We start from the raw sequence: 23234 nt of genomic DNA on the forward strand, positions 1-23234 counted from the left end.
ACTTGCATGTGTTAAGCACGCCGCCAGCGTTCGTCCTGAGCCAGGATCAAACTCTCCATGAATGCATTCCACATCCACAAAGACCACACACCCACACACACGCGGGCATGCACAATCTTTGCCGAAAAAAATCAAAGAAACCCACCCAACCAAAAAACAGGCCAGGTACGGGCATCAACAAACTTGGCGTTGACTAAATGGCACGCTGTTGAGTTCTCAAAGAACGAACGCTTCCATCGAACCCCTCCCAGGGCCCTCCGGGCGCTTCCCTCTCGGTGTCCCAGACATTACCAGGTGCTTCTTTGCGAGAAAAAATCGCTTCCCTTTCGGCATGCGAAAGAAGCGGCTTTCTCGAAGCCGTTGGCTGTCTGGGGGCCGCCCTGCTCTCGCCGAGCGGTTTGGCAACCGTACAGGCGGGCTCGGGAACGAGGCAAATCGGTTTCCCCGGGCCCCGGGCGGGCATCCGCAGGCGTGGAAGGGCCGGGCGCGCAGGGGCGATCGCATACGCTGCTGGCGGTGCGCCGGACCGGCAGCGACGCCGGCCGGCGCGGTTTCGTACCCGACCTTCGGGAGGCTTCCATGACCACTGTGACGTCCCCGGTAAGGGGAGAGGCGATCGGTCTCGGCGCGGTGCCCGACCCCGTCTTCGCCGGGGAGATGGTGGGGCCGGGAACGGCCGTCGACCCGGTGCGGGAGCCGGCCACCGCGGTGGCTCCCGTCGACGGGATCGTGGTGTCGCTGCATCCGCACGCCTTCGTCGTCGTCGACGCGGACGGGCACGGGGTGTTGACGCACCTGGGGATCGACACGGTGCAGTTGAACGGTGAGGGGTTCGAGCTGCTCGTCGGCAAGGGGGACGAGGTGCGGCGGGGGGACGGTGTGGTGCGGTGGGACCCGGTGGCCGTCGAGGCTGCGGGAAAGTCGCCGGTCTCGCCGGTGATCGCTCTGGAGGCGGCGCCCGGGGCGCTGAGCGCCATTGCGGAGTCGGGGCCCGCCGAGACGCTCTTCGAATGGAACTGAACGGTGCCGCGGGCACCTCTGACGTGTTCGCGCTGATCCGGAGGCGGATGGATGGAGACGACGCTGCAGGGTGTCGGCGTGAGCCACGGGGTGGCGGTCGGCGAGGTCCGGCACATGGTCACGGCGGTGCTGGAGCCACCGGCGGAGCAGATCGCGCCCGACGACGCGGAGAAGGAACAGCAGCGTGCGCGGCGGGCGTTGGAGGCCGTCGCCGCCGACCTGCTGGCGCGGGGGAACCTTGCGGGCGGTGAGGCGCAGGCCGTGCTCGAGGCGCAGGCGATGATGGCGCAGGACCCGGAGCTGCTCAGCGACGTGGAGCGGCGTATTGCCGTGGGGAGCACGGCGGAGCGGAGCGTCTACGACGCGCTCACCGCGTACCGGGGTCTGCTTGCGCAGGCCGGGGAGTATCTGGCGGGACGCGTCGCCGACCTCGACGACGTGCGCAACCGGATTGTGGCGCGGCTTACCGGGGTGCCGATGCCGGGGATTCCGGACAGTGCCACGCCGTTCGTGCTCGTGGCGCGGGACCTGGCGCCGGCGGACACGGCGTTGCTCGACACCACGCTGGTGCTGGGGTTCGTGACCGAGGAGGGCGGGCCGACGAGTCACAGTGCCATCCTCGCGCGGTCGCTGGGGGTGCCTGCCGTCGTGGCGCTCCCGGGGGCGACCGAGCTGGCGGAGTCCACCGTGGTGGCGGTCGACGGGAGTTCGGGGGAGGTCGTGGTGGCGCCCACCGCCGAGGAGCGGGTGCAGCTGGAGGCCGCTGCCGAGGAGCGCAGGGCCGCGATGGAGGCTGCCAAGGGGCCCGGGAGCACCTCGGACGGCCACCGGGTGCCGCTGCTGGCGAATATCGGCGGGCCCTCCGAGGTCGCGGCCGCGCTGGACGCCGGGGCCGAGGGGGTCGGGCTCTACCGTACGGAGTTCCTGTTCCTCGAGGACGGACGTGCGGCACCCTCCAGGGAGCGGCAGGTCGAGGCGTACCGGTCGGTGCTGGAGGCGTTTCCGGACGGCCGGGTCGTCGTGCGCGTGCTGGACGCGGGTGCGGACAAGCCGCTGGAGTTCCTGAGCCCTTCCGACGAGCCCAACCCTGCTTTGGGCGTACGGGGATTGCGCGCCCTTCTCGACCATCCCGAGGTGTTGCAGGGGCAGTTGGCGGCGCTGGCCGAGGCGTCCGACGGGCTCCCCGTGCATCTGGAGGTCATGGCGCCGATGGTCGCGGACCGGGTCGACGCGCGTGCCTTCGCGGAAGCCTGCCGTGCGGCGGGGCTGCACGCGAAGTTCGGCGCGATGGTGGAGGTGCCGGCCGCTGCGCTGCGTGCGCGGTCGCTCCTGCGCGAGGTGGAGTTCCTTTCGCTGGGGACCAACGACCTTGCGCAGTACGCCTTCGCTGCCGACCGGCAGGTGGGCGCCGTCTCCCGGTTGCAGGACCCGTGGCAGCCCGCGCTGCTGGACCTGGTGGCGTACGCGGCGGAGGCCGCAGGCGAGGAGGAGCGTAGCTGCGGGGTGTGCGGGGAGGCTGCCGCAGACCCGGCGATGGCGTGCGTGCTCGTCGGTCTGGGGGTGACGAGCCTGTCGATGGGGGCGTCCGCCATCCCGATGGTGCGCGCGACGCTGGCGAAGCACACTCGGGCACAGTGCGAACGTGCCGCGGCCGCCGCGCGCCGCGCCGACAGCGCGGCGGAAGCCAGGCGCGCCGCGCAGGCGGTGCTCTCCGGCGAGTGAGGACGGGCCCGCGCCGCACCGGTAGCGCGCCGGAGCCCCGGTGTACCGCGCAGGCGGTGCTCTTCGGGAGTGGGACGGCGCCGGGCTCCGGGCCCGGCGCCGTGCCGTCAGGCCGTGCGGCTGCGGGCCAGTCGCTCGTAGATGCGGAGGAGTTCGACGTCGTCCACGGAGCCGGGGTTGACCGCTTTCTCCAGCGGGGTGCCCTGGAGCATGCGCTTGACGGGGACCTCCAGGCGCTTGCCCGTCAGGGTGTGCGGGACGGCGGGGACCTCGATCACCTCGTCGGGGACGTGGCGGGGCGAGAGTTCGGCCCTCAGTGTGCGCTTGATGCGGTCGCGCAGGTCGTCGTCGAGTGTTGCGCCGTCCGCGAGGTGGACGAAGAGGGGCATCCAGTAGCCGCCGTCGGGGAGTTCGATGCCGAGGACGAGGGACTCGCGGATCTCGGGGAGGCGTTCGACGGCCTCGTAGATGTCGGCCGAGCCCATGCGGATGCCCTGGCGGTTGAGGGTGGAGTCCGAACGGCCGTGGATGATCACCGTGTTGCGCCCCGTGAGGGTGGTCCAGTCGCCGTGGCGCCAGGTGCCGGGGAACATCTCGAAGTAGCTCTCGCGGTAGCGGCTGCCGTCCGCGTCGTTCCAGAAGCGCACGGGCATCGACGGCATGGGGCGGGTGACGACGAGCTCGCCGACCTCGTCGACGAGCGGCTCGCCCGCGGGGCTCCAGGACTCCAACGCGACACCGAGTGACGGGGCTTGGAGTTCGCCGACGTAGACCGGGAGCGTGGGAGCGGCCCCGGCGAAGCAACTGCAGACGTCGGTGCCGCCGCTGACGGAGGCGATCCACATCGCGGGCGAGACCTCGTCGTGAATCCAGCGGAAGCCGTCCGGCGGGAGCGGTGAGCCCGTGGTGGCGACGCAGCCGACGCGGGAGAGGTCGAAGTCGCGGCCCGGGTGGAGTTCGGCCTTGGCGCTCGCGGTGATGTAGGCGGCCGACGTTCCGAAGAAGGTGGCACCGGTGAGTTCGGCGACGCGCCACTGGGCCGCGCCGTCGGGATAGCCGGGGCTGCCGTCGTAGGTGATGGCCGTGGCGCCGACGAGCAGGGAGCCGACGAGGAAGTTCCACATCATCCAGCCGGTCGAGGTGTACCAGAAGAAGCGATCCCCCTCGCCCACGTCGCTCTGGAGCCCGAGCTGCTTGAGGTGTTCGACGAGGATGCCGCCCTGCGACTGCACGATGGCCTTCGGCAGGCCCGTCGTCCCCGAGGAGTAGAGGACCCACAGCGGGTGGTCGAAAGATACCTGCTCGAAGACGGGTTCGACCTTCGCCGAGACGAGGTCGTCCCACTCCAGGGCGCCTTCGGGGGCGGGCGTGCCGAGGAGGGGGACGTGGACGACGGCGCGCAGGGTGGGGAGTTCCTCGCGCAGTTCGGCGACGGTCCCGCGCCTGTCGTGCTCCTTGCCGCCGTAGCGGTAGCCGTCGACGGTGATCAGGACGACGGGCTCGACCTGGCGGAAGCGGTCGAGGACGCTGCGGGCGCCGAAGTCGGGGGCGCAGGAGGTCCACACGGCGCCGACGGCGGCGGTCGCGAGGAGGGCGGTGATCGCCTCGGGGACGTTGGGGAGGTAGCCGCAGACGCGGTCGCCCGGGCCGACGCCGAGGCGACGGAGCTCCGCGGCGAGCGAGCCGACGCGGGCGCGGAGGGTGCCCCAGGTCACCGTTTCCGGTTCGAGGCGCTCGTCGACGCCGATGACGGCAGGCTCGGCGGCGCGTTCGGGGTCCTCGGAGGCGCGCAGGGCCTGCTCTGCGTAGTTGAGGGTGGCGCCGGGGAACCAGCGGGCGCCCGGCATGGCGTCCTCGGCGAGGACCGTCTCGTAGGGGGTGCTGAAGCGGACGTCGAACCACTCGGTCACCGCGCTCCAGAACTCGGGCAGTTGCTCGACGGACCAGCGGTGGAGGTCGGCGTAGGCGGCTTCCGGGTCTGCCGCGGGGGTGGGAGCGCCGTGGTGGCGTGCGGCCCAGGCGTGGAAGCGGGTGAGCCTCGCGGCTTCGCTCCGCTCGGGCGTGGGGCGCCAGAGTGCGGTCGGCTCGGTTCGGTTGTCGGTCGTCATGGCGGCTCCCGGAGGTTCTGCACGGCTGTGCGGTCGGCGCCGCTCGTCGGTCTGGGACTCGGCTGCGGGCCGGCGCGCTGCTCCCGAGGACAATGCCACGTGATCAACTACTGCGCCAGAGTCGGCGGTGTGCTCTGGCGCACGGCACCGGCGTGTGCAATGCGCCGGGGCGTGCGCTGTCGACCGGCGGGACACGTCGGTGCACGGCGCCGTCGTGGGGGCAGGGAGAGGGCATGAACGGTTGCGGGGCCGCCTGGTCGTCGGTGAGGGCTCTGGGTAGCGTGCGCGGCATGCGCGCACTTCGTTCGGCGCTGCGAGGGCGGCGCTCGGATGCCGCAGCCCGGGGGCGGCTCGGGCGCCGTGGCGTCGAGCGGGCTCGGGTGCCCGGCGAGGCGGAGGGTGCCGAACCCGCACCGGGCGGTGGGCTGGTGCGGTTCGCGCGCGCGTCGCTGCGGGTCGAAGTCGTGGTGGGCGGTGCCGTGTTCGTCGGCTGGGACGGGGCGGCTCCCGAGCCCTCGTACGCGGTGGCCGGCGCTCCCCCGCCACCGGACGTGCGGGCGTTCCTCGAACCGGACAAGGACGGCGGCTGGCGCGTCGTTTCCGAGCGGGCCCTGGTGACGGTCTCCCGCCTGGGGACGGTCGAGGTGCGTACGCCCGGCGGAGCGCTGCTGCGGCGCGAACTGCCGCCCCGCTGGTGGGAGTCGGAGAGGCCGGGCGCGGAGCGCTGGGTCCAGCGGGCCGAACTCGCGCCGGACGCGCGGCTCTTCGGGTTGGGGGCGCGGGGCGGTCCGCAGCTCGCGGACGGTGTGCATCGGCTCTGGAACGAAGGACGCGGCCCCGGCGGCGCGTTGACGATGCCGGTGCAGCTCGCCGTGGCCGACGCGGGGACGCATCTCGTCTTCCATGACAACCAGTTCCCCGGCGAGGTGAGCGTCCGGCACGGCGTCGAGGGGCTCGGCTCGGGGCTCGACCGGCCGGGGCGGTGCGAGGTGCGGATGTCGGGCGGGCCCGTGAGGTACTGGGTGGTGGCGGGGGCGCCCGCGCGGGTGTTGCAGGGGTGGACGCTGCTCACCGGGGCGCCTGTTGCGCCCCCGGCGTGGGCGCTGGGCCACCACCATGCTCCGCCGGACGTCGCGTGCGATGCGGAGGTGCTGGGCGCGGTCCGGGCGTGGGAGGCGGCCGGACTGCCGCCTGCTGTCGTCGAGTTGGGAAGCGTGGAGGCCGCGGCAGGGGAAGCCGGGCGGCTTGTGGGGGCGTTGCGTGCGCTGGGGGTGCGGACGACGGCGGGGACGGAGCCGGCGGTGCGGGTGCGGCAGGGCGCAGGCGTGTACGAGGAGGGCGTGCGCGCCGGGGTGTTCGTACGGGACGCCCGCGGGTTGGAGGTGCGCGGCGCGGTGGCGCGCGGGGAGGTGGCCTACCCGGACTTCACGCTGCCGCGGGCGCGCGGGTGGTGGGCGTCGGCGTACCGCCCCGACGGTCCCGACGGCTATCTGCACCGTCGCGACCAGCCGGCCTCCCCCGCCCCCTTCGCCGCCTCCGCGCTGCCTCGCTCGGCCCGTCACTCGTTGGAGGGCCGCGGCGGGGACCACGGGGAGGCGCACAACGTCTACCCGCTGGCGATGGCCCGAGCGGGTGCCGAGGCGCTGCGGTCGCTGCGTCCGGGGCAACGGCCCTTTCTCGCCTGCGAGTCGGGGTGGGCGGGGATGCAGCGGTACGGGGGTGCGCTGGTCGCCGTCGGTTCGCGTGGGTGGGACGGGTTGCGGGAGGCGCTGGCGGCCGTCGTCGCGCTGGGGCTGTGCGGCGTGCCGTTCAGCGGGCCGTTGCTCGGGGGCCGTGAGACGGAGGACGACGCGGAGTTGCTGGTGCGGGGGCTGGAGCTCGGCAGCCATCTGCCGCTCTTCCGCACGTCCGCCGTGTCGGTGCGGTGGCGCCCGGACGGGTCCGCGGCGCGGTCCGTCCTCGCGGAACGGCGGCGTCTGCTGCCGTACTTGCTCACCCTTGCGCACCTCGCCGAGCGGAGCGGGGCGCCCTGCGTGCGCCCGGTCTGGTGGCAGCATCCGGGCGACCGTGAGCTGCGCGGGTGCGACGACGCCTTCCTCCTCGGCGATGCGCTGCTCGTCGCGCCCGTCCTCCGACCGGGCGTGCGCCGGCGTGCGGTGAAGCTGCCGCGCGGGCGTTGGTACGAGACGTCGAGCGGACGGGCGCACGAGGGACCGGGGACGGCGCTGGTCGACGCACCGCTCGGACGTACGCCGGTGCTGGCGCGCGCCGGGGCCGCCGTACCTGTGGCGGACGGTGAGGGGCGCACGGTGCTGGAGGTGTGGCCGCCGGGACCCGGGCGCCGGGGCAGTGGACTCGTCCTCGCGGGCGGGGACGGGGACGCGCGGCCGGAGGCCGAGCGGTTCGTCGTGGATCGGGCGGACGGGCGGGTGCGCGTCGTACGTGAGGGGGGCGGGCCCGTGGGGTACCGGGTGTGTGTCCGGGGTGAGGGGTAGGTCCGCGAGCGGGGTGGTCGTGGGCCAAGCCGCGGCAGCGCGGGGGCTGTTGGGTCCGGCACGGCCGTTGTGGAGCGGGGTGTGGGGGCGACAGGGCTCCTGGTGCAACCCGTGGGGCGCGGTGGGCTGCGTGGAGGCGGGCGGTGCGTGGCGTAAGTCGCTCCCCGTCGAGGGACGTTGGGCCTGGGACGGGTGCCTTGTCGCGGGAGGCATGGGTGCCAGCCTCACGGCGCCGTCTGCGGAGAGCGGGGCGGGAGTTCGGGCAGCGCGCGTCGTAAGTCGCCCCAGGACAGCGGCTGTTGCACCCGGAACAGCCGCCGTGGACGCGGAACGCGTACGCGATGGCCCCCATGGCGCAGCCTGAGAGAGCGGCAGGCTGCGCAGGTTCGAGTAAGTGCGCGCGCAAGTCACCTCACAACATGGGCCGTTCGACTTGAAACAGCCGCCGTGAAGACCGCGTAGAAGCACCCCAACGATGCCGCCTGAGAAGAACGGCCGGGTGCATGAGGATCATGCAGTGCGCTTGCGACAAGTCTCCCCGGAACACGAGGCGTTGGGTCCGGCCCCGTGGAGGCGGTAGGCAACAGCCCCACGCTGCCGCCTGCGGACTACCTGAAAGTCGGACCTTGGAAAGCACCGCACGGGATCGCGAGGTCGGGTCGCTCGGTTGGTCGAGGAGGCGCACCCCAGATCCCTCCGACCTGCTCGCCCAGCGGGGACGCCGTGCGGGCCGACGCTTGCGCCGCTCGGCGGAAACCCGGTCGTCCGCGAGGAGTTGACGCGACCGGTGGGTGCGGGGCCGGGTGGGTGCGGATTCGGGGTGCGGCGTGCTGCGGGCTTCCTCCGGGGCAGCGGGTGCGGTAGTGAATGGGCATGCCACAAGTGAAGCGGCGCAGCCGCACCCGTCCGTCGATCCGACTCCTCCTCGCGGCGCTGCTCGGCGCCGCCCTCGCCGGAGGTGTACAGGCCAGTCCGGCCGCGGCCGAGACCGCCGCGAGCGAAGACCCGCGTGCGCCGCGGGAGTTCGTCGCTCTCGCGGACGTGGCGCCGTCGATCCTCCAGGAGATTCGGTACCCGACGCAGCACAACTTCGTCGGCGACCCCGTCGCCGGCTACCGGCAGCCGATGTGCGTCGTGACGCGGGACACCGCGAAGGCGCTGCGCTCGGCCCAGCACCAGTTCCTCCGCAAGGGCTACACGCTCAAGGTCTACGACTGCTACCGGCCGCAGCGCGCCGTCGACCACTTCGTGCGGTGGGCCGAGGACATCGAGGACGAGCGGATGAAGGACGAGTTCTACCCGCGGGTCGAGAAGGACCGCCTCTTCGAGGACGGGTACATCGCCGAAAAGTCGGGACACAGCAGGGGCAGCACCGTCGACCTCACGCTCGTCCGGCTGCCGGCGGCGCCCACGCGCCCGTACGAGCCGGGCGAGGAGCTTGCGCCGTGCTTCGCCGAGAAGTCCGAGCGGTTCCCCGACAACTCGATCGACATGGGCACCGGGTTCGACTGCTTCGACACCCTCTCGCACACCGACAACCCCGAGGTCATCGGCGAGCAGCACGCCAACCGGATGCTGCTCAAGGGGACGATGGAGTCGGCCGGTTTCGCCAACCTGCCCGAGGAGTGGTGGCACTTCACGCTGGAGGACGAGACGTTCCCCGAGACGTACTTCGACTTCCCCGTGGAGCGCGGAGCGCTCCACCCGCCGCACCACGTCGGCTAGCGCGCCGCGGTGGCACGGGGCCCGTGCCACCGCACGCTGCCGGGCGCGGCGATCGCCGGCCCCCGCACGGCAGTCGGGGGCCGCCCGTCAGGTGGTCGCGGGCTCGCGGCGGGCCGCCGAGTGGGCGAGGGCGTGCTCGACGACGCCGACGAGGACGTCCCGCGCCGAGGCACGCGCGCGGGCATCGCAGAGGGTGAGCGGCACGTCCTCGTCGAGGTCGAGCGCCTCGCGCACGGTCTCGGCGGGGAACTCCTCCGCGCCGTCGAAGCAGTTGACAGCGACCGTGAAAGGGATGTGACGGCGCTCGAAGTAGTCGATGGCGGCGAAGGAGTCGGCGAGCCTGCGGGTGTCGGCGAGGACGACGGCGCCGAGTGCGCCCTGCGCCAACTCGTCCCAGAGGAACCAGAAGCGGTCCTGCCCCGGGGTGCCGAAGAGGTAGAGGACGAGTTCGTCCGAGATGGTGATCCGGCCGAAATCCATCGCGACGGTCGTCGTGGACTTCGCCTCCACGCCCGCGAGGTCGTCGACGGGACGGCCCGCCTCTGTGAGCGCCTCCTCGGTCCGAAGCGGCCGGATCTCGCTCACCGCGCCGACGAGCGTGGTCTTGCCGACGCCGAAGCCGCCGGCGACGAGGATCTTCAGGGTCAGCGGTTCCGAGGCCCCGCGCCTCTTCCTCGCCTTCGCGCGCTCCGAGCGTCCGAACACCATGCGGGTCCAACTCCCCTTCGCCGGCCGTGACTTCGTCGTGCCCCACGAGAACCGGAGCCGGCCGGCGGTGCGTGGGCCCTGTGAGCGCCGTGCACAGCGCTGCCGCTTCCCGCGGGCCGACGCCACCGGCTGCCCGAGGGAACCGCATCCGCGGGCCGCGCGTCAACTCCGGTCGGTCGCACGGAAGTGGACGGAATGTCACACCAAGGCATCACAGCGCCTTCAGGCCGCTGATCACCTCGCGCAGGATGCTCTCGTCGGGCAGCTCGGCCGGCGGCACGGGCCGGCTCACCCGCACGAGGCAGCGATCGACGAGGTCGCCGATGAGCACCCGGACGACCCCGAGCGGCAGGTCGAGCGCCGCGGAGAGTTCGGCGACGCTCAGCGGCTCCCTGCGGCAGCGCGTGACGATCTCGACGTGCTCGGGGGCGAGGGTACGGTCGGCGTGGACGTCGGAGTCCTCCGTGCTTTCGGCGCCGGTGTGCGCCTCCTCGGGCGCCTCGGCTACGCCGGGGTCCCGCAGGCCCGTCCCGCTGCCCGGGCGATCGGCGATCACCAGCGCGATGAGGTCGAGCTTCGCCTCCTCGGTGCTGCTGCGGGTGCGGCCGCGCGTCATCGCGTACGGCCGCACCACCGGTCCAGCAGCGTCGTCGAACCACCGGTCCGTCATGGCTCGTCCTGTCGTAAGTCGGTCGTCTCGATCGCCTGCCCGCCTCAGCCCGCGTCCGACGAGCCGTCGCCCGTGCCGGCGCGCGCCGCCGTGCCCAGGTGCACGCCGACGCGCTTCACCAGGAGGGTCATCTCGTAGGCGATCTGGCCGACGTCGGAGTCGACGTCGGAGAGGACGGCGAGGCAACTGCCGTCGCCCGCCGCCGTGACGAAGAGGAACGCTTCCTCCAACTCGACGACGGTCTGCCGGACACCGCCCGCCTCGAAGTGGCGGCCCACGCCCTTGGCGAGGCTGTGGAAGCCCGAGGCCACGGCGGAGAGGTGCTCCGCGTCCTCCCGGGTCAGCCCCTCCGAGGTGCCTCGGGGCAGACCGTCACCCGAGAGCACGAGCGCCTTGCGGATGCTGCCGACGCGTCCGACCAACTCGTCGAGGAGCCAGTTGAGTTCGCCGCTGCCCGCGGCGGTGTGCGTATCGGCTCTCGATGCAGTCATCGACCGTCCCCCTTCGTTCCTGGTGTTCCTTCCCCGGTGCCGTCCGATGACGGCTCGGGGGCCTGCGCACGGCCGCGCTGCCAGCCGCGCTGGAGCGCGGCCATCCGGCTGCGCACCTCCTCTGCGTCGCGGTCGTCGACGGACTGCGCCGGGCTCTCGTCCGGCTCGGGCGTCGGCTCCCGCTTCAACTGCGGTGCGAGGTTCGCCTGTCGGACCCTACGCGGTAGGCCGCCCGGCCCGGCGGCCGTCCCCCCGCGCGGTCCGGGGACGCGTTCTTCCCGGGGCGCTGTCGGCCCCGGCTCGGCCGGACGTGCCTGCGCGCTCCTCTCGGGGCTGCGTGCCCCGTCGGCCCCCTCTTCCGTCCGCGACGGCCGGGTGCGGCCCGCCTCGTCCACGGGGCGGCCGTGGTCGGCGACGAGGACGGGCGCGCTCTTGCGGCGGCGCGGGAGCGGGGCCTTGCCGTCGCCGGTCTCCTCCTGCGCCGCGCCTGCGGCGGGCGGGGACGCGGACGGGCCCGTCCGGACCGGGCGCGACGGCTCGCCCCCGCCGTCGCGCGGGGACTCGTCGTGGGCCTGCTGGTGCTGCTCGCCCGCGGGGACCGCCTCGCGGCGCGGAGTCGGGTCGCCGCGGTGGCGAAAGAGTCGGCCGCCGCTGTCCGGGTCGTCCAACTCGTCCAAACGCGCCTCCAGTTCGACGGGCCCGTCGAGGACCTCGCGCGCCGCTCCCGCCTCCAGCAGGCCGGCGGCGGGGCCTCCGCGGGGTGCGTCCTCACGCTCCAGCGAGGCGCGGTGCTCGTCCTGGTGACCGGGGGTCTCGGTGAGGATGGCGCCGGGGATGAGGATGACGGCGGTCGTCCCCCCGTACGGCGAGTGCTGGAGGGAGACGCGGACGCCCTGGCGCTGGGCAAGACGCGAGACGACGAAGAGGCCGAGCCTGTCGGTGTCCGAGAGCTCGAACTCCGGTGTCTCCGCGAGCCGGAGGTTCGCGTCGAGGAGCGCCTCCTGCGTCATCCCGAGTCCGCGGTCGTGGACTTCCAGCGTGAAGCCGTTGGCGACGCGTTCGCCGAGGACCTGCACCGCCGTGTGCGGTGGGGAGAAGACAGTGGCGTTCTCCAGCATCTCCGCGATGAGGTGGGTCAGGTCGGCCACCGCACTGCCGTCGACGGCGAGCTTCGGCAGCCGCCGCACCTCGATGCGCTCGTAGTCCTCCACCTCGGCGACGGCCGCGCGGACGACGTCCATGAGCTGGATCGGCTTCCGCCACTGTCGGGAGGGCGCGGCGCCCGAGAGGATCACGAGGCCCTCGGCGTGCCGTCGCATGCGGGTGGTGAGGTGGTCGAGCTTGAAGAGGTCGGCGAGCTCGTCGGTGTCCTCGGTGCGGCGCTCCATGGTGTCGAGGAGCGTCAACTGGCGGTGGAGGAGCACCTGGTTGCGGCGGGCGAGGTTGACGAAGACCTCGGAGACGCCGCGGCGCATGTCGGACTGTTTCACCGCGGCCTCGACGGCCGCGCGCTGGAGGGTGTTGAGCGCCTGGCCCACCTGGCCCATCTCGTCAGGCGGGTACTGGAGGCGCGGCGCCTCCGTCTCGACGTCGACCTGCTCGCCGGCTCCGAGCCTGCGCATCACGCTCGGCAGGCGCACACCGGCCGACTCGTTCGCCTCCTTGCGCAGGGCGCCGAGGTCCCGCACGAGGGTGCGGCCGACGCGGAAGGAGACGATCAGCGACGCCAGCAGCGCGACGAGGCCGAGCAACACGGCGCCACCCGCCCGCAGCAGGACCTTCGTCGCCTCGGGTGCCACCCGGTCCTCGTACCGCTCGTCCGCCTCCTTGCCCATCCGCGCGAGGTCGTCGAGGACGGTGCCGGCCGCCGACTCCCAGCGCTGGGGGGTGACGGAGCCGGCCGCGGCGCGGGGTCCCGCGGCGATGATGGCGTCCTCGTAGCTGCGGAGGGTGCGGCCGTCGGTGCCGTTCCAGTAGTTCTCGAAGGTCTGGCGCTGGTCGGCGGGGAGCGGCTGGAGGTTGGTCCGGTAGGTGGCGTCCCGCTCGGCGACGCGGTCGGAGAAGGCGCGCTGGTCGCCGCGGGTCATCTGCCCGGCGGTGAGGGCGGCGGCCATCAGCGCGTCCTCGCGGGAGAGGTACTCACGGGCCTGGGTGAGGCCGACGAGGGCGCGGCCCTGCTTCTCCAGTGCCGGGTCGTTGAGGGCGTTGAGCGTCGCGAGGAAGGAATAGCCGGGATCGACGATCTCGTTGTACGCCTGGAACGCGCCGCCGCGGGTGATGGTGTTGTCCTCCACGCTGCTGCGGAGCTTCTCCAATCCGGCGAGCGCACCGAGGAGTTCGTCGAGCCGGGCCTTCGACTCGGCGCCGAGGTCGGAGCGGAGGTCGCCGTTCGTGGCGTGGGTGCGGAACGAGGAGACCTGGCGGTCGGTCCTGCTCTGCTCCCTGTGGAGCCGGGTGAGGGACTCTGAGCGTCGGGGGTCTGCCAAGTAGACGAGCACCTGGCGGCGTTCGCGCTGGACGGCCTCGGCGGTGTCGGCTGCGGGGTAGCCGACCTTCTCCGCGACGTCGGCAACCCGCAGGAGCTGGCGTGCGTCCTGAGCGGTGAGGTAGGAGGCGAACCCCCAGATGGCGACGAGGGAAACCAGCGGTACCAGCAACAGCACCACGATCTTCCGGCGGATCGACTTCCCGCGAAAGCGCATGGCCTCCCCTACGTCAGCCCCAGCGCGAGGGGGACTCTACCGACAGCAAGCGCCGTGAGCCTACTACTGCAACGTGGGCAACTCGAAGAGATGTATGAGGGTTGGAACAGAGCATGCACTGCGCGGTTGCGGACGTCACCCCCGCGCGCTCTGCCGGAGCGCGGCAATTGTGGCACAGGACGTGCTCATGGAAACGTGGACGACAAGCCCGGGGGAACGAAGGGGAGTTGGTGATCCCGGATGTACAACAAGCCGCGGCTGCCCGACCCGGTCCGTACCGCCGGCGTGCGGGCCGTCGTCATCGTCGCGCTGACGCTCGTCCTCGTGATGGTCGCCGTGCTCTGCTCGCTCGCCGAAGTGTGGCTCGCCTTCCCGATGGTGCTCGCCTCGGTGGGCGGCACCGTCGTCGCCACGTGGGGAGTGCTCGACGTCTGGGTGACGCGCCAGGTGTGGGTGCAGCGCAACGGTGTCGTGTCGGAACCGAGCAGCGTCGCGCGCGATCGGGCGTGGGCACAGGGGCGGCCGCCCGAGCAGCGGTCAGGGGCGGCTTCCGAAGCGTCCGCGCGTGGGCGCAGGCGGCACCGCGAGGAGATCGTGGAGCCGATCCACCTGCCGGGGCGCGAGCCCGAACAGCGGACGCCGCTGCGTACCTGAGGTCGCCGGGGCGCGGCCCGCGCCACGCGCCCCGGCGATGCCTCAACCCGCGGGTTCCTCCTCGGGCTTGACGTACATGCGCGTCGCCGTGATCTCGCCGTGCACCACCTCGCCGCTGGGGTCCTGCTGCGGGAGTCCGGGGCGCAGGTGCTCCTCGACGCTGATGTACTTCAGCCCCGCGCGCAGGTCCGCGTCGTTGCGCATGCGGACCACGAGGGGGAACTCGGCGAGGGCCGTGGTGTCGAAGAGTCCCGTGGTGTAGAGGAGTTGGACGCCGAGCGCGTCGGCGACGGCGCGTTGCAGCTCCAGCAGGTACGTGGCGTTGGCGCGGCCGATGGGGTTGTCGAGGAAGAGCGGGCCGGCGTGCCTGCGGCTGTCGTGGCCGCGGTCGTTGCTGCGGAGCGCCGCCATCGTGCAGTACAGCGCGATCGCCGCCGTGAGGAGCTGGCCGCCGGAGAAGACGTCTCCCATCTGCCCGACGGGGACCCGCTCCGCACGCAGCACCGCGTCCGGCTTGAGGATCTCCACGGAGACCCCGCGCGGCTGGAGCGCGGCGTGCACCGCGCGCAGCAGCAGCGACATGCCGTCCCTGCGCAGGTCCGAACTGCGGCGCAGGGACTGGCGGGTGGCCTCGTCGATCACCTCTCCCAGGCGCTCGGTGAGCGTCGCCTGGTCGAGGTCGTCGAAGCGGATGCGGAGGAACTCCTGACCCGACCACTCCCCCAGCCCCTCGGGAAGGCGGGAGAGCCGCTGGGCCGAACGGAGCGTCGTCAGCGCCGACTCGACGAGCCCGCGGAGCCGGTCGACGATGCTGTCGCGGTTGCGTTCCAGTTGCTCCAGCTCGTCGCTGAGCACCCGCAGCCGGGGCGCGAACGCCTCCGCCCAGGACGCCGCGTGCTCCGGCAGCGAGGCGGCCGGGAGTTCGCGGATCTGCTGCCGTGCCGGGGTGTGGACCTGCTCGAAGCGGCTGGAGTTGGCGTGCCGCACCAGGATGTCGCTCGCTTCGCGGACCGCCTGCTCGGCGGTGGAGAGGTCGGCGGCGCAACCGCGCAGCGCGCGGCGGAGCTCGGCGGCCGCGTGCCGGGCCTCGGCGAGCGAGCCGTCGTAGGGCTCGGGCCGCTCGTCCCCGTCGGGGTGGTGGCTCGCCTGGGGGTCGCGGAGGAGGTCGCGGAGGGTGCCGGCCGCCTCTTCGAAGCCCGAGGCCGCCTCCTCGGCCGCGACCCGGGTGCGGACGAGGTCCTGGAGCGCGGCCCGCGCCTCCTCCAACTCGGTGCCGCGCGCCGCGAGTTCCGTGTTGGCCGTGCGCAGCAGGGACTGCGCCTCCGCCGCGTCCTGCGGGACGTGCTCCTCGTCGAGCTCCGTGTGGTGTTCGCCGTCCTCCGGGGCGAGCCGCTCCGCCTCGCCCCGCAGCCTGCCGAGCTCCTCGCTCGCTCTGGAGGCCCTGGCCTCCAGGGTCTGGACGAGCTCCTCCGCGCGGGCGGCGGCCGCCTGGCGCGAGGGGGCGTCCGCGGCCTCGGTGCCTTCGAGTAGCTGCTCGGCCTTGGTGCGGACCTTGTTGGTGAGGCGGTCGAGGGAGGTGCGCGCCGCGGACTCGTCGCCCTCGGCGCGGGCCTGCTCGGCGCGGAGATCGGCGCCGACACCGACCTTCTCGTAGAGCTGCGAAGCGGAGCGGTACGCCTCGCGGAGCGAGGGGAGCGACGCGGCAGGCGGCTCCGCCTCCGTCCCGGTGTCCTCGGGCGCCCCCGCGATCTCGGCCCGCTCGCTGCGCAGGGCACGGGCCGTGCGGCGGGCGTCGTCGGAGGAGCGTTGGGCCGCGCGGCGCTGCTCGTCGGCCTCGCGGGCGCGGTCGACGCACGCGGCGGCGCGCTCCTCGCCCGCCGCAGCCTCCTCGGCGAGTTCGCGCAACCGCTCCTGCCAGGACGGGCGTTCGCGCAGCCGGGAGACGAGGCCGCCGAGCGCGTCGGCGCCGCGGCGCGCCCGTTGGGCCTCCTCCTGCCTGCGGTCGCGCACCTCGGTCGCCTCGGCGGCGGCTGCGTCGGCCTCCTCGCGCGCCGTGCGCGCCTGCACCAGTCGGCGCTGCGCCTCCGCCGCGGCCGACTGCGACTCCTCGGCTGCACGAGCGAGTTCGCCGAGGCGGCCCGCGGGGCAGCCGGTGCGCCAGGAGGTGAGCCGCGCCGCCAGGGCGCGGTCGGCGGTGAGGCGGGCGGCGAGGGTGCGGATCTCGTCGTCGCGGGCCGAGGCGCGCTCGCGGAGTCGGCCGCGTTCGTCGTCCGCGGCGTGCTCGTCGTGCATCGCGGGGTTCGGCGGGACGAGGAAGACGTCTGCCGCTTCGGCGGCGGGGCCCGGTGCGAGGAGCGCCGCCGAGGTACCGACGGCGACCGCGGAGCGCGGCAGCAGCGCCGCCCGGTCGAGAACCTCGCGCGCCCGCGCGTGACTTGCGGGGTCGGTGAGGACGACGCCGTCGACCAGCTCGGGGTGGGCGGCGAGGACCCGGTCGTGCTCGGCCGGGTCGACCGACTGCGCGAGGTAGCGCCAGCCGGGCAGGGCGGGGACGCCGTGCTCGCCGAGGAACTCGACGGTGGCGAGGACGTCGGGGCCCGGAGGCAGCAGGCCGCCCTCGCCGAGGGCGCCGAGCATCCGCGAGTCCTCCGCCGCGGCCGTGCGCAGCTCGAAGAGGCGGCGTTCGGCGGCGGCGACGCCCTCGTCGAGCAGCTCGATGAGGTGCTCCGCGCTGCCGTCCAACTCCTCGGCGCCGAGCGGCGTTCCGCGCTCCGTGCCGAGGAGCTCGCCGAGGCGTTCCTCGGCACCGAGCGCCTCGGCCGCCGCGTACTCGGCGTCCCGCGCCCTGCGGTCCGCTTCGGCTGCGTCGGCGGCGCGGGCGGCGGCGAGTTCGTCGCGGGCGTGTGCGGAGGCCGCCTCGCCCGCCCGCTCGCCCGCGGCGGCTGCCGACTGCCGCGCGGTGTCGAGCGCGGCGGCGGTGCGCTGCGCGGCGTCGCCCGCGGCGAGGGCGGCGGCTGCCGGGTCGGCGCCTGCGTCCTCGGTGATCCAACCGCTCCGTACGGCGTCGGCGAGTTCACGCTCGACCTCCTCCAGCCGTTGGCGCAGGTGGCCGCCCTCGCTGCGGGCGCGCTCGGCGGCCGTCGCCGCCGCGGTGGCGGCGCGGTGCGCCTCGTCGCTCTCCGACTGGAGGGTGCGGGAGCGCTGTTCCTCCTCGGCTGCGTGGTCCTCGCTGCCCTCGGCAGCGCCGTGCAGCGCGCGGACGAGCTCGGCCGCGGCCTTGGAACGGGCCGCGAGCGCCGGTGCCGCGTCCCGCTCCGCCTCCTGGATCGCCGCGGCGACGCGGGCGGCGCGGTCGGCGGCGGCGCGGTGCGCGAGGACGGTCTCGGCTGCCTGCCAGGCGGAGTGGAGGGTGCGGGCCTCGTTGAGCTCGCGCCGCTGCGCCGCCGCCGTCCGCTCCCCCGCCGCGAGCGCCAACGAGGCGTGGCGGTACGCGAGTTCGGCGGCGGTGAGGACGGCTTCGCGGCGGGCCTCGGTCGCCCCGGAGACGGCCTCCTCGGCGGTGACGACGTCGGTGGCGAGGGCTGCGGCCCGCTCGCGTTCCTCCGCGCCACGGGCGGCGAGGCGCCGGCCGAGGGCGCGGGTGCGCTGCTCGGCCGCCGCGTGGATCTCGCGGGTGTGCGCGCGGGTCTCGGCGGCCTCGGCGATGCGGTTGAGCAGCTCGAGGGAGCCGGCCGTGAAGTCGCGTTCGGCCGTGAGCTCGGCTCGGCGGCCCAGTTTGTGCGCGAAGCCGTGGACGAGGTCGGCGAGGCCGTCGGTGTCGCGGGTGTCGGTGACGGCGCGGAGCAGCAGGTCGGTGAAGTCGGAGTCCTTCTTGACGGCGAAGAGCCCGGCGGCCTCGCCCTCGTCGGCGTTCATCTCGCGCTGGTAGCGGAAGAGTTCGGGGTCGAGTCCGAGCCCCGTGAGGTGCTCGGTCCAGCGCTCGTGGATCTCCTCCCAGACGACGTCGAGGTTGGGGTACGTCTTGCCGGTCTCGGTGAGGACGTCCCTGAACCCCTTCATCGTGCGGCGGCGGCCGCGCGCGCCCGAGCTGCCCTCGACGACGGGGGCGAGCGGCGCCGCCTCGGCGACGGGCAGCGACTCCAACGACATCCCGGGGCCCGGCCGGAAGGAGTACCAGCTCTCGGCGAACTTCCGCGGGTCGTGCGAGACCTGGTGCCCTCGCCACTCGCTCACCTTGCCGACGACGATCGTCTCGCCGGTGCGGGTGTGCTGCCACTCCAGCGCGACGTGGCCGCAGTCGTCGGCGAGGAGGAACTTGCGGAGCACGCCCGAGCTGGCGCCGCCGAGCGTGTTGCGGTGGCCGGGGAGCATCACCGAGAAGATCAGCTTCAGCAGGACGGACTTGCCGCCGCCGTTCTCCAGGAAGAGCACTCCAGCGGGGGCGGGCCGCCGCGGCGGGCCGAGCGGCTCCTCCTCGAAGAAGTCGGCCTGGGCAGGGGCGGGTTCGGGTACGGGCTCGCCGACTCCGCGGAGGTCCAGCACGGTGTCGGCGTAGCGGGCGCCGGCGGGGCCGATGGAGTAGAGGCGGATTCTGGACAGCTCGTACATGGCGGGTGCTCTCGTCGCGGGCGGGGTCGGGTGGGGCGTCAGCGGTGGAACGGGAGGCCGGCCTCGGTGACGAGGTCGAGGTCCTCGCCCTCCTGGGGCGGCAGCAGGCTCGCGGTGCCGTCGGAGACGGGGACGACGCCGAGCTCCAGCAGCTCGGCCATGGCGGCGCTGCCCGCCATGTCGCGGACCTGGAGCTGGTAGCGGGCCGTCGTGCGGTAGGTGCCGCCCGCGTCGTCGCCGGTGCGCTGGAGGAAACCGGAGTCGACGAGGAAGCCGACGGCCTTGGCGATGATGCCGGTGGTGGAGCCGGCGAGGCGGCGGGAGTCCTTGGTGGCGCCCGTCGCCGAACGCCGTGCGTAGATGCGCCAGGCCGCCTCCAAACCGGGTGCGTCGGTGGCCGGATCGGTGTTCTCGCCCTCCTGCTCGGCCTGCTCCTCCAGCTTGCGGCACGCCTGCCGGACGAAGCTGTCGACGCCGTTGACGGTGATGCGGCCGATGTAGCCGTCGTCGGCGAGGTCCTCGGGGCGGGGGAACGCCATCGCGGCGACCGCGAGGTGGGCGAGGCCGTGGAGGAAGCGGTCCGCGGAGTCGGAGTTGGCGCGCCGCGCGTAGTCGCCCATGCGGACGGCGAAGACGGACTCCTCGTCGGCGGCGAGCGCCATGCCGGCGCGGGTCGAGACCTCCAGGACGACGAGGCCGAGGCCGGTCGCGACGGCGTCGGCGAGCCGGGCGAAGGCGGGCTCGTCGCGGTAGCGGCGGAGGAGTTCGGTGTACTCGGCGTCCCGGGCCGGGATGAGCTTGGGGTGGAGCCCGAACGAGACGAGCCGGGCCGCGTCGGCCGCGTCGGCCGGGGTCACTGGGGCGGCGACGGACTCCTCCGCGGGTGCCTGGCGGTCGTCGGGCTCGGTCTCGTCGTGCACGGGTGTGTCCTCGGATTGGTGGTGGCCGGTGCGCGGCCTGGGCTGGCAGCGGGCTGCCGCGGTCAGGGGGAGGCGGCGGGCTCGGCGGCCGCGTCGAGGAGGGCGCTGCCGATGATGAGGTCGGCGCCGCCGAACTCGTGGTCCTCCAGCTCGGTGCCGTCGTCGACGGCGAAGAGGACCCGCCGCTCGCCCTGGCGGTGTGCCGTGCCCACCGGTGGGGACGCGGCGTGCACGGCCAGGAGGGCGACGAGGTAGGGGAGTTCGGGGTCGCGGTTGCGGGCCTGCGCGAGGAGCCCGGAGAGCCGTCGGGGGGCGTCCGCCGGCAGGTCGAGGAGGTCCTGCGCCGCCTCCATCTGCTCTTCGGAGAAGCGGCTGTCGTCGGGGGTGGCGACGAGGTCGGGCTCGGGCATCTCGGCGCCGAGGTGCTCCCGCGGGACCGGCGGCGTCAGCAGAAGGTCGACGAGGTCTCCGAGGCGGACGCACTCCGGGGTGCGCAGCCCGGAGCCGCGCGCGAAGAAGGCGTCCGTGACGCGGTGCGCCTGCTCGAGTGGCAACGGGAGGACGGGGGCCAGGAGTTGGCCGTAGACGTCGGTGCCGGCGCGGGCCGGCGGCGGGGCGAACGCCTGGCGGTCCTGCTCCGCGCGGAAGAGCGGCCCGGCCTCCAGCAGCCGGGACTGGAGCTGGGTGTGGCGGCGGATGCAGTCCTTGACGATGTCGACGAGCTCGGCCGCCTGCCGCTTGTGCGTCGGGCCGCGATCGGCCGCCGCCTCGTCCCGCGCCCTGCGGATGTTGGTGAGGATGGCGTTCTCGTGGCGGTAGCGGTCGGCGACGTGGTCGAGCGCTTCGGTGATCATGTCGGGGACGGTGCGGAGCCAGTCGACGGCGCGGACGTTGCGGCGCGTCGCGTCGAGGGTGCGGCGGAGGGCCTCGGCGTACTGGACGGTGCGGTAGCGGGCCTGCTCGGCGGCGAGTTGGGCGTCTGCGAGGCGGCCGCGGTTGACGAGGACCTCCAGCTTCACCTCGGCCGCTATCTGGGCGCTCGTCACGTCGGTGTCGAGGGCGCCGACGAGGACGTTGACCGCCTCGTCCGTGGTGCGGAGGTAGACGCCGCCGCCGGGGCCCGGGACCTCTTCGATGAGCTTGAAGTCGTAATCCCTGCGGACGTAGGAGCCATCCGGGTCGAAGGTGCCGTAGACGGCGCGGAAGCCGCGGTCGACGCTGCCCACGTTGACGAGGTTCTCCAGCACCCACCGGGCGACGCGCTCGTGCTCCTCCTGGGCGCGGCCCGGCGCCTGGGCGGCGACGCGCGCCAACAGGCGGGCGACGACCTGTTCGTGGTCGGCGCCGGTGTCGAAGTCCATCTGGAGGGTGACGAGATCGATCGCGGAGAGCGCCAGCTCGGCCATGGCGTATCCACCGAACTCGCCTGCGAGGTTCGCCTTGCGGACATCGAGGTCGTGCAGGGGGGCCGTGCAGGCGAGCGCGCGCAGCCGGCGGGCGAGGCCCTCGTCGGCTGCAGGGCCGGGGGCCGGGTTCGGCAGGGTCGGGAAAGGGCGCTCACTCACAACGGACAGATTAGGCGCTGCCACCGACACCGATCGAAACGGCACGGTGGCGCAGCATCACGAGACCGACAGAACGGACGAAGCGGGTTCCGGAGGCAAACACCCTGCATCGCCGCAGAGTTGCCACGCGCTCGCCTCCCGCGACCCTGGGCGCGGTCAGCAGCCGGCCGCGTCGACGTCGAGCCTGCCGCGCACCGCGTCCTGCACCCCGGCCTCCTCCGCCGGATCGGCGGCGAGGTTGCGGAGCCGCTCCACGACGCGCGCGTCCCTCGTGGCGGCGTGCTGCGCGCCGATCTCGCGGGTCGACTCCTCGCAGTCCCACAGGCACTCGACGGCGAACCCCTCGGGGAAGGACGGGTCCGTAGCCGCGAGGGACCGCGCCGCACGGCCGCGCAGTTCGGAAGAGGCCGTCTCGCGGTAGAGGTGGCGCAGGACGGGCGCCGCGCAGGCGATCGCGAGCCGCCCGGCACCCTCGACGAGCGAACCCAGCACTCCCCCGTTGACCCCGGTGCGCCGGACCTCGGCGCGGAGCGCCCCGAGCACCGCGTCGGAGTCCTGGGGCCCGCCGCGGCGGGCGAGCATCTCGGCGGCCACGCCGCGCAGCGCTTCGGGGAGCCGCCCGTCGGCGAGCCAGCGCCGCGCCTGCTCGACCGCCGCCTCGCCGCGCATCCGCGCGAAGGCGGCGAGCGCCTGCTCGACGACTGACGGCGGGCCGCCGCGCACCGCGTACTCGACGAGGTCGAACGCCGCCGGGTCGGAGCGTTCCGCGAGGTGCCGGAGCGCCGCACCGCGTGCGGCCTCGCGCTCGCCGACGGCCGCGGCGAGGAGCTGTGCGCGGTCGCCCGGGCCCGCGACGGCCGTCAGGCAGCGGGCCGCCGCGGCCTCCCGCTGGAGCGGCGGGTGCTGCTCCCAGCCCTGCTGGGCCCAGTCGAGGACTTCGGCCACGCTCCAGCCGGGACGCGGCCCCGACGTGCCCACCTGCCGCTGCCAGCGCGCGAAGTCCCCGTACTCGTGGACGGTGCGCAGCCGGTCGGCCTGCGCCGGGTGGTGCGGGTCCTCCGCCCACAGGCGCCAGGGGCGCGGCTCGAACGACTCCCGCGCGGCGGCGGCGAGTTGGGCCTCGCCCTCCGGACCGAGCGGGAAGCGGGCGAGGACGGCGGGGCCGAGGCGTCGCAGGCCGGAGTCGGTGTCGCGGACGGCGAGCTCGTCGAGTGCCCACTGCCAGTTGGCGCCCGTCGTGGCGTACCGGCGCAGGAGGGCGAGGGCCGCCTCGTCGCCGTAGGAGGTGAGGTGGCCGAGGACGGAGAGGGCGAGTCCCGTGCGGTGCTGCACGGCTTCGCCGCCTGCGCCCTCCGGGTGCCCCGCGGGGGCGTCGTCGGGATGGAAGAGGTGGCGGGCGAGGTCGTCGACCCCCGCGTCGAGGTCGGTGTGGAGTCTGGCGTAGTAAAGGGAGCGGTTCTCCAACTGCCAGTCGGGGCGCGGGTCGTGCTCGACGCAGTGGCGCAGCGCGGCGAGCGCCTCGGCGCGGGGCGCCGCCAGCGCGTGCAGCGTCCCGTCGCCGCGGCCTCGCTGGAGGAGGCCGAGCAGGGTACCGCTGGGCGCTATGTCTGAATCGACGGGATCGACGAACATAAGAGTCAGCATCCGGTGCGGGGTCTTCGACTGGCAACGGGATTTCTGAGCGGCATCCTTGCCGACCAGCATCGTTTCACTCCTCCCCGGCCGGCGGACGCCGCCGGGCGGAGTTCCCAGGAGGGTACCCGCAGAAGGCGGAAGGGCCGATACCGGAGAGCGGGCGCACCGCGAACGCGCACGCCGGCCGCACCCGCGTTCCCCCGCTGCGCGG

14 protein-coding genes and 1 rRNA gene are annotated in these 23234 nt (G+C 73.9%); 5 read left to right on the forward strand and 10 right to left on the reverse strand.

Annotated features, from left to right (window positions below):
* Window positions 1–62 (reverse strand): 16S ribosomal RNA (locus F603_RS0112020); the annotation flags it as partial.
* A gap of 517 nt (window positions 63–579) precedes the next feature.
* Between F603_RS0112020 and F603_RS0112025 the strand changes: the two genes are divergently transcribed.
* Both F603_RS0112025 and ptsP read left to right on the forward strand, forming a co-directional pair.
* Window positions 580–1020: a PTS sugar transporter subunit IIA gene (locus F603_RS0112025; protein WP_026328347.1), complete on the forward strand. Its 441-nt coding sequence runs from the start codon at window positions 580–582 to the stop codon at window positions 1018–1020.
* Between the two features lie 51 nt (window positions 1021–1071).
* Window positions 1072–2742 (forward strand): phosphoenolpyruvate--protein phosphotransferase, encoded by a 1671-nt coding sequence (ptsP, locus tag F603_RS0112030; RefSeq protein ID WP_019546256.1) that lies wholly within the window; start codon window positions 1072–1074, stop codon window positions 2740–2742.
* A 107-nt stretch (window positions 2743–2849) separates the two neighbouring features.
* Here ptsP and F603_RS0112035 read toward each other — a convergent pair whose 3' ends face one another.
* Entirely contained in the window at window positions 2850–4850 is a 2001-nt protein-coding gene (locus tag F603_RS0112035; RefSeq protein ID WP_019546257.1) for an acetoacetate--CoA ligase, read from the reverse strand.
* A gap of 380 nt (window positions 4851–5230) precedes the next feature.
* On the opposite strand from F603_RS0112035, the gene F603_RS0112040 reads away from it, so the two are divergent.
* Together F603_RS0112040 and F603_RS0112045 are read left to right on the forward strand one after the other, a co-directional pair.
* A complete protein-coding gene (locus F603_RS0112040; RefSeq protein ID WP_019546258.1) occupies window positions 5231–7345 on the forward strand; it encodes a glycoside hydrolase family 31 protein in 2115 nt (704 codons plus the stop codon).
* A gap of 873 nt (window positions 7346–8218) precedes the next feature.
* A complete protein-coding gene (locus F603_RS0112045) occupies window positions 8219–9070 on the forward strand; it encodes a M15 family metallopeptidase (protein ID WP_425426968.1) in 852 nt (283 codons plus the stop codon).
* Window positions 9071–9157: 87 nt separating this feature from the next.
* Here F603_RS0112045 and F603_RS0112050 read toward each other — a convergent pair whose 3' ends face one another.
* The 4 genes from F603_RS0112050 to F603_RS0112065 form a co-directional block, all read right to left on the reverse strand.
* Window positions 9158–9778 carry a GTP-binding protein gene (locus F603_RS0112050; protein ID WP_019546260.1) on the reverse strand — a complete coding sequence of 207 codons (621 nt, stop codon included), beginning with the start codon at window positions 9776–9778 and terminating at the stop codon, window positions 9158–9160.
* Window positions 9779–9989: 211 nt separating this feature from the next.
* Entirely contained in the window at window positions 9990–10448 is a 459-nt protein-coding gene (locus F603_RS0112055; protein ID WP_019546261.1) for a DUF742 domain-containing protein, read from the reverse strand.
* A 44-nt stretch (window positions 10449–10492) separates the two neighbouring features.
* The gene (locus tag F603_RS0112060; protein WP_016909219.1) at window positions 10493–10939 is read right to left on the reverse strand and encodes a roadblock/LC7 domain-containing protein; all 447 of its coding nucleotides are present in this window, start codon (window positions 10937–10939) and stop codon (window positions 10493–10495) included.
* Window positions 10936–13641 carry a nitrate- and nitrite sensing domain-containing protein gene (locus F603_RS0112065; RefSeq protein WP_019546262.1) on the reverse strand — a complete coding sequence of 902 codons (2706 nt, stop codon included), beginning with the start codon at window positions 13639–13641 and terminating at the stop codon, window positions 10936–10938. The genes F603_RS0112060 and F603_RS0112065 overlap by 4 nt, the downstream gene beginning before the upstream one ends.
* A 240-nt stretch (window positions 13642–13881) precedes the next feature.
* Between F603_RS0112065 and F603_RS0112070 the strand changes: the two genes are divergently transcribed.
* A complete protein-coding gene (locus F603_RS0112070) occupies window positions 13882–14295 on the forward strand; it encodes a hypothetical protein (RefSeq protein ID WP_019546263.1) in 414 nt (137 codons plus the stop codon).
* A gap of 42 nt (window positions 14296–14337) precedes the next feature.
* Here the strand turns inward: F603_RS0112070 and F603_RS0112075 are convergent, their stop codons facing one another.
* The 4 genes from F603_RS0112075 to F603_RS0112090 all read right to left on the reverse strand — a co-directional run bounded on the left by F603_RS0112075 (window position 14338) and on the right by F603_RS0112090 (window position 23020).
* A complete protein-coding gene (locus F603_RS0112075) occupies window positions 14338–18903 on the reverse strand; it encodes a hypothetical protein (protein ID WP_019546264.1) in 4566 nt (1521 codons plus the stop codon).
* A 38-nt stretch (window positions 18904–18941) separates the two neighbouring features.
* On the reverse strand, window positions 18942–19823 hold the full coding sequence (locus F603_RS0112080) for a hypothetical protein (protein WP_019546265.1): 882 nt from the start codon (window positions 19821–19823) through the stop codon (window positions 18942–18944).
* Between the two features lie 62 nt (window positions 19824–19885).
* Complete coding sequence (locus tag F603_RS0112085; protein WP_019546266.1) at window positions 19886–21388, reverse strand: hypothetical protein; 1503 nt, start codon at window positions 21386–21388, stop codon at window positions 19886–19888.
* A 156-nt stretch (window positions 21389–21544) separates the two neighbouring features.
* On the reverse strand, window positions 21545–23020 hold the full coding sequence (locus tag F603_RS0112090; protein ID WP_019546267.1) for a hypothetical protein: 1476 nt from the start codon (window positions 23018–23020) through the stop codon (window positions 21545–21547).
* Window positions 23021–23234: the final 214 nt, after the last annotated feature.

The organism is Streptomyces sulphureus DSM 40104 (assembly GCF_000381025.1).
Taxonomy (GTDB): domain Bacteria; phylum Actinomycetota; class Actinomycetes; order Streptomycetales; family Streptomycetaceae; genus Streptomyces; species Streptomyces sulphureus.

Bases quoted from the DNA above. Each gene is read 5' to 3' on its own strand.
- F603_RS0112090 (WP_019546267.1), bottom strand. From the start codon at position 23,020: ATGTTCGTCGATCCCGTCGATTCAGACATAGCGCCCAGCGGTACCCTG.
- F603_RS0112025 (WP_026328347.1), top strand. From the start codon at position 580: ATGACCACTGTGACGTCCCCGGTAAGGGGAGAGGCGATCGGTCTCGGC.
- F603_RS0112065 (WP_019546262.1), bottom strand. From the start codon at position 13,641: ATGCGCTTTCGCGGGAAGTCGATCCGCCGGAAGATCGTGGTGCTGTTG.
- F603_RS0112050 (WP_019546260.1), bottom strand. From the start codon at position 9,778: ATGGTGTTCGGACGCTCGGAGCGCGCGAAGGCGAGGAAGAGGCGCGGG.
- F603_RS0112070 (WP_019546263.1), top strand. From the start codon at position 13,882: ATGTACAACAAGCCGCGGCTGCCCGACCCGGTCCGTACCGCCGGCGTG.
- F603_RS0112035 (WP_019546257.1), bottom strand. From the start codon at position 4,850: ATGACGACCGACAACCGAACCGAGCCGACCGCACTCTGGCGCCCCACG.
- F603_RS0112055 (WP_019546261.1), bottom strand. From the start codon at position 10,448: ATGACGGACCGGTGGTTCGACGACGCTGCTGGACCGGTGGTGCGGCCG.
- F603_RS0112060 (WP_016909219.1), bottom strand. From the start codon at position 10,939: ATGACTGCATCGAGAGCCGATACGCACACCGCCGCGGGCAGCGGCGAA.
- F603_RS0112045 (WP_425426968.1), top strand. From the start codon at position 8,219: ATGCCACAAGTGAAGCGGCGCAGCCGCACCCGTCCGTCGATCCGACTC.
- F603_RS0112075 (WP_019546264.1), bottom strand. From the start codon at position 18,903: ATGTACGAGCTGTCCAGAATCCGCCTCTACTCCATCGGCCCCGCCGGC.
- ptsP (WP_019546256.1), top strand. From the start codon at position 1,072: ATGGAGACGACGCTGCAGGGTGTCGGCGTGAGCCACGGGGTGGCGGTC.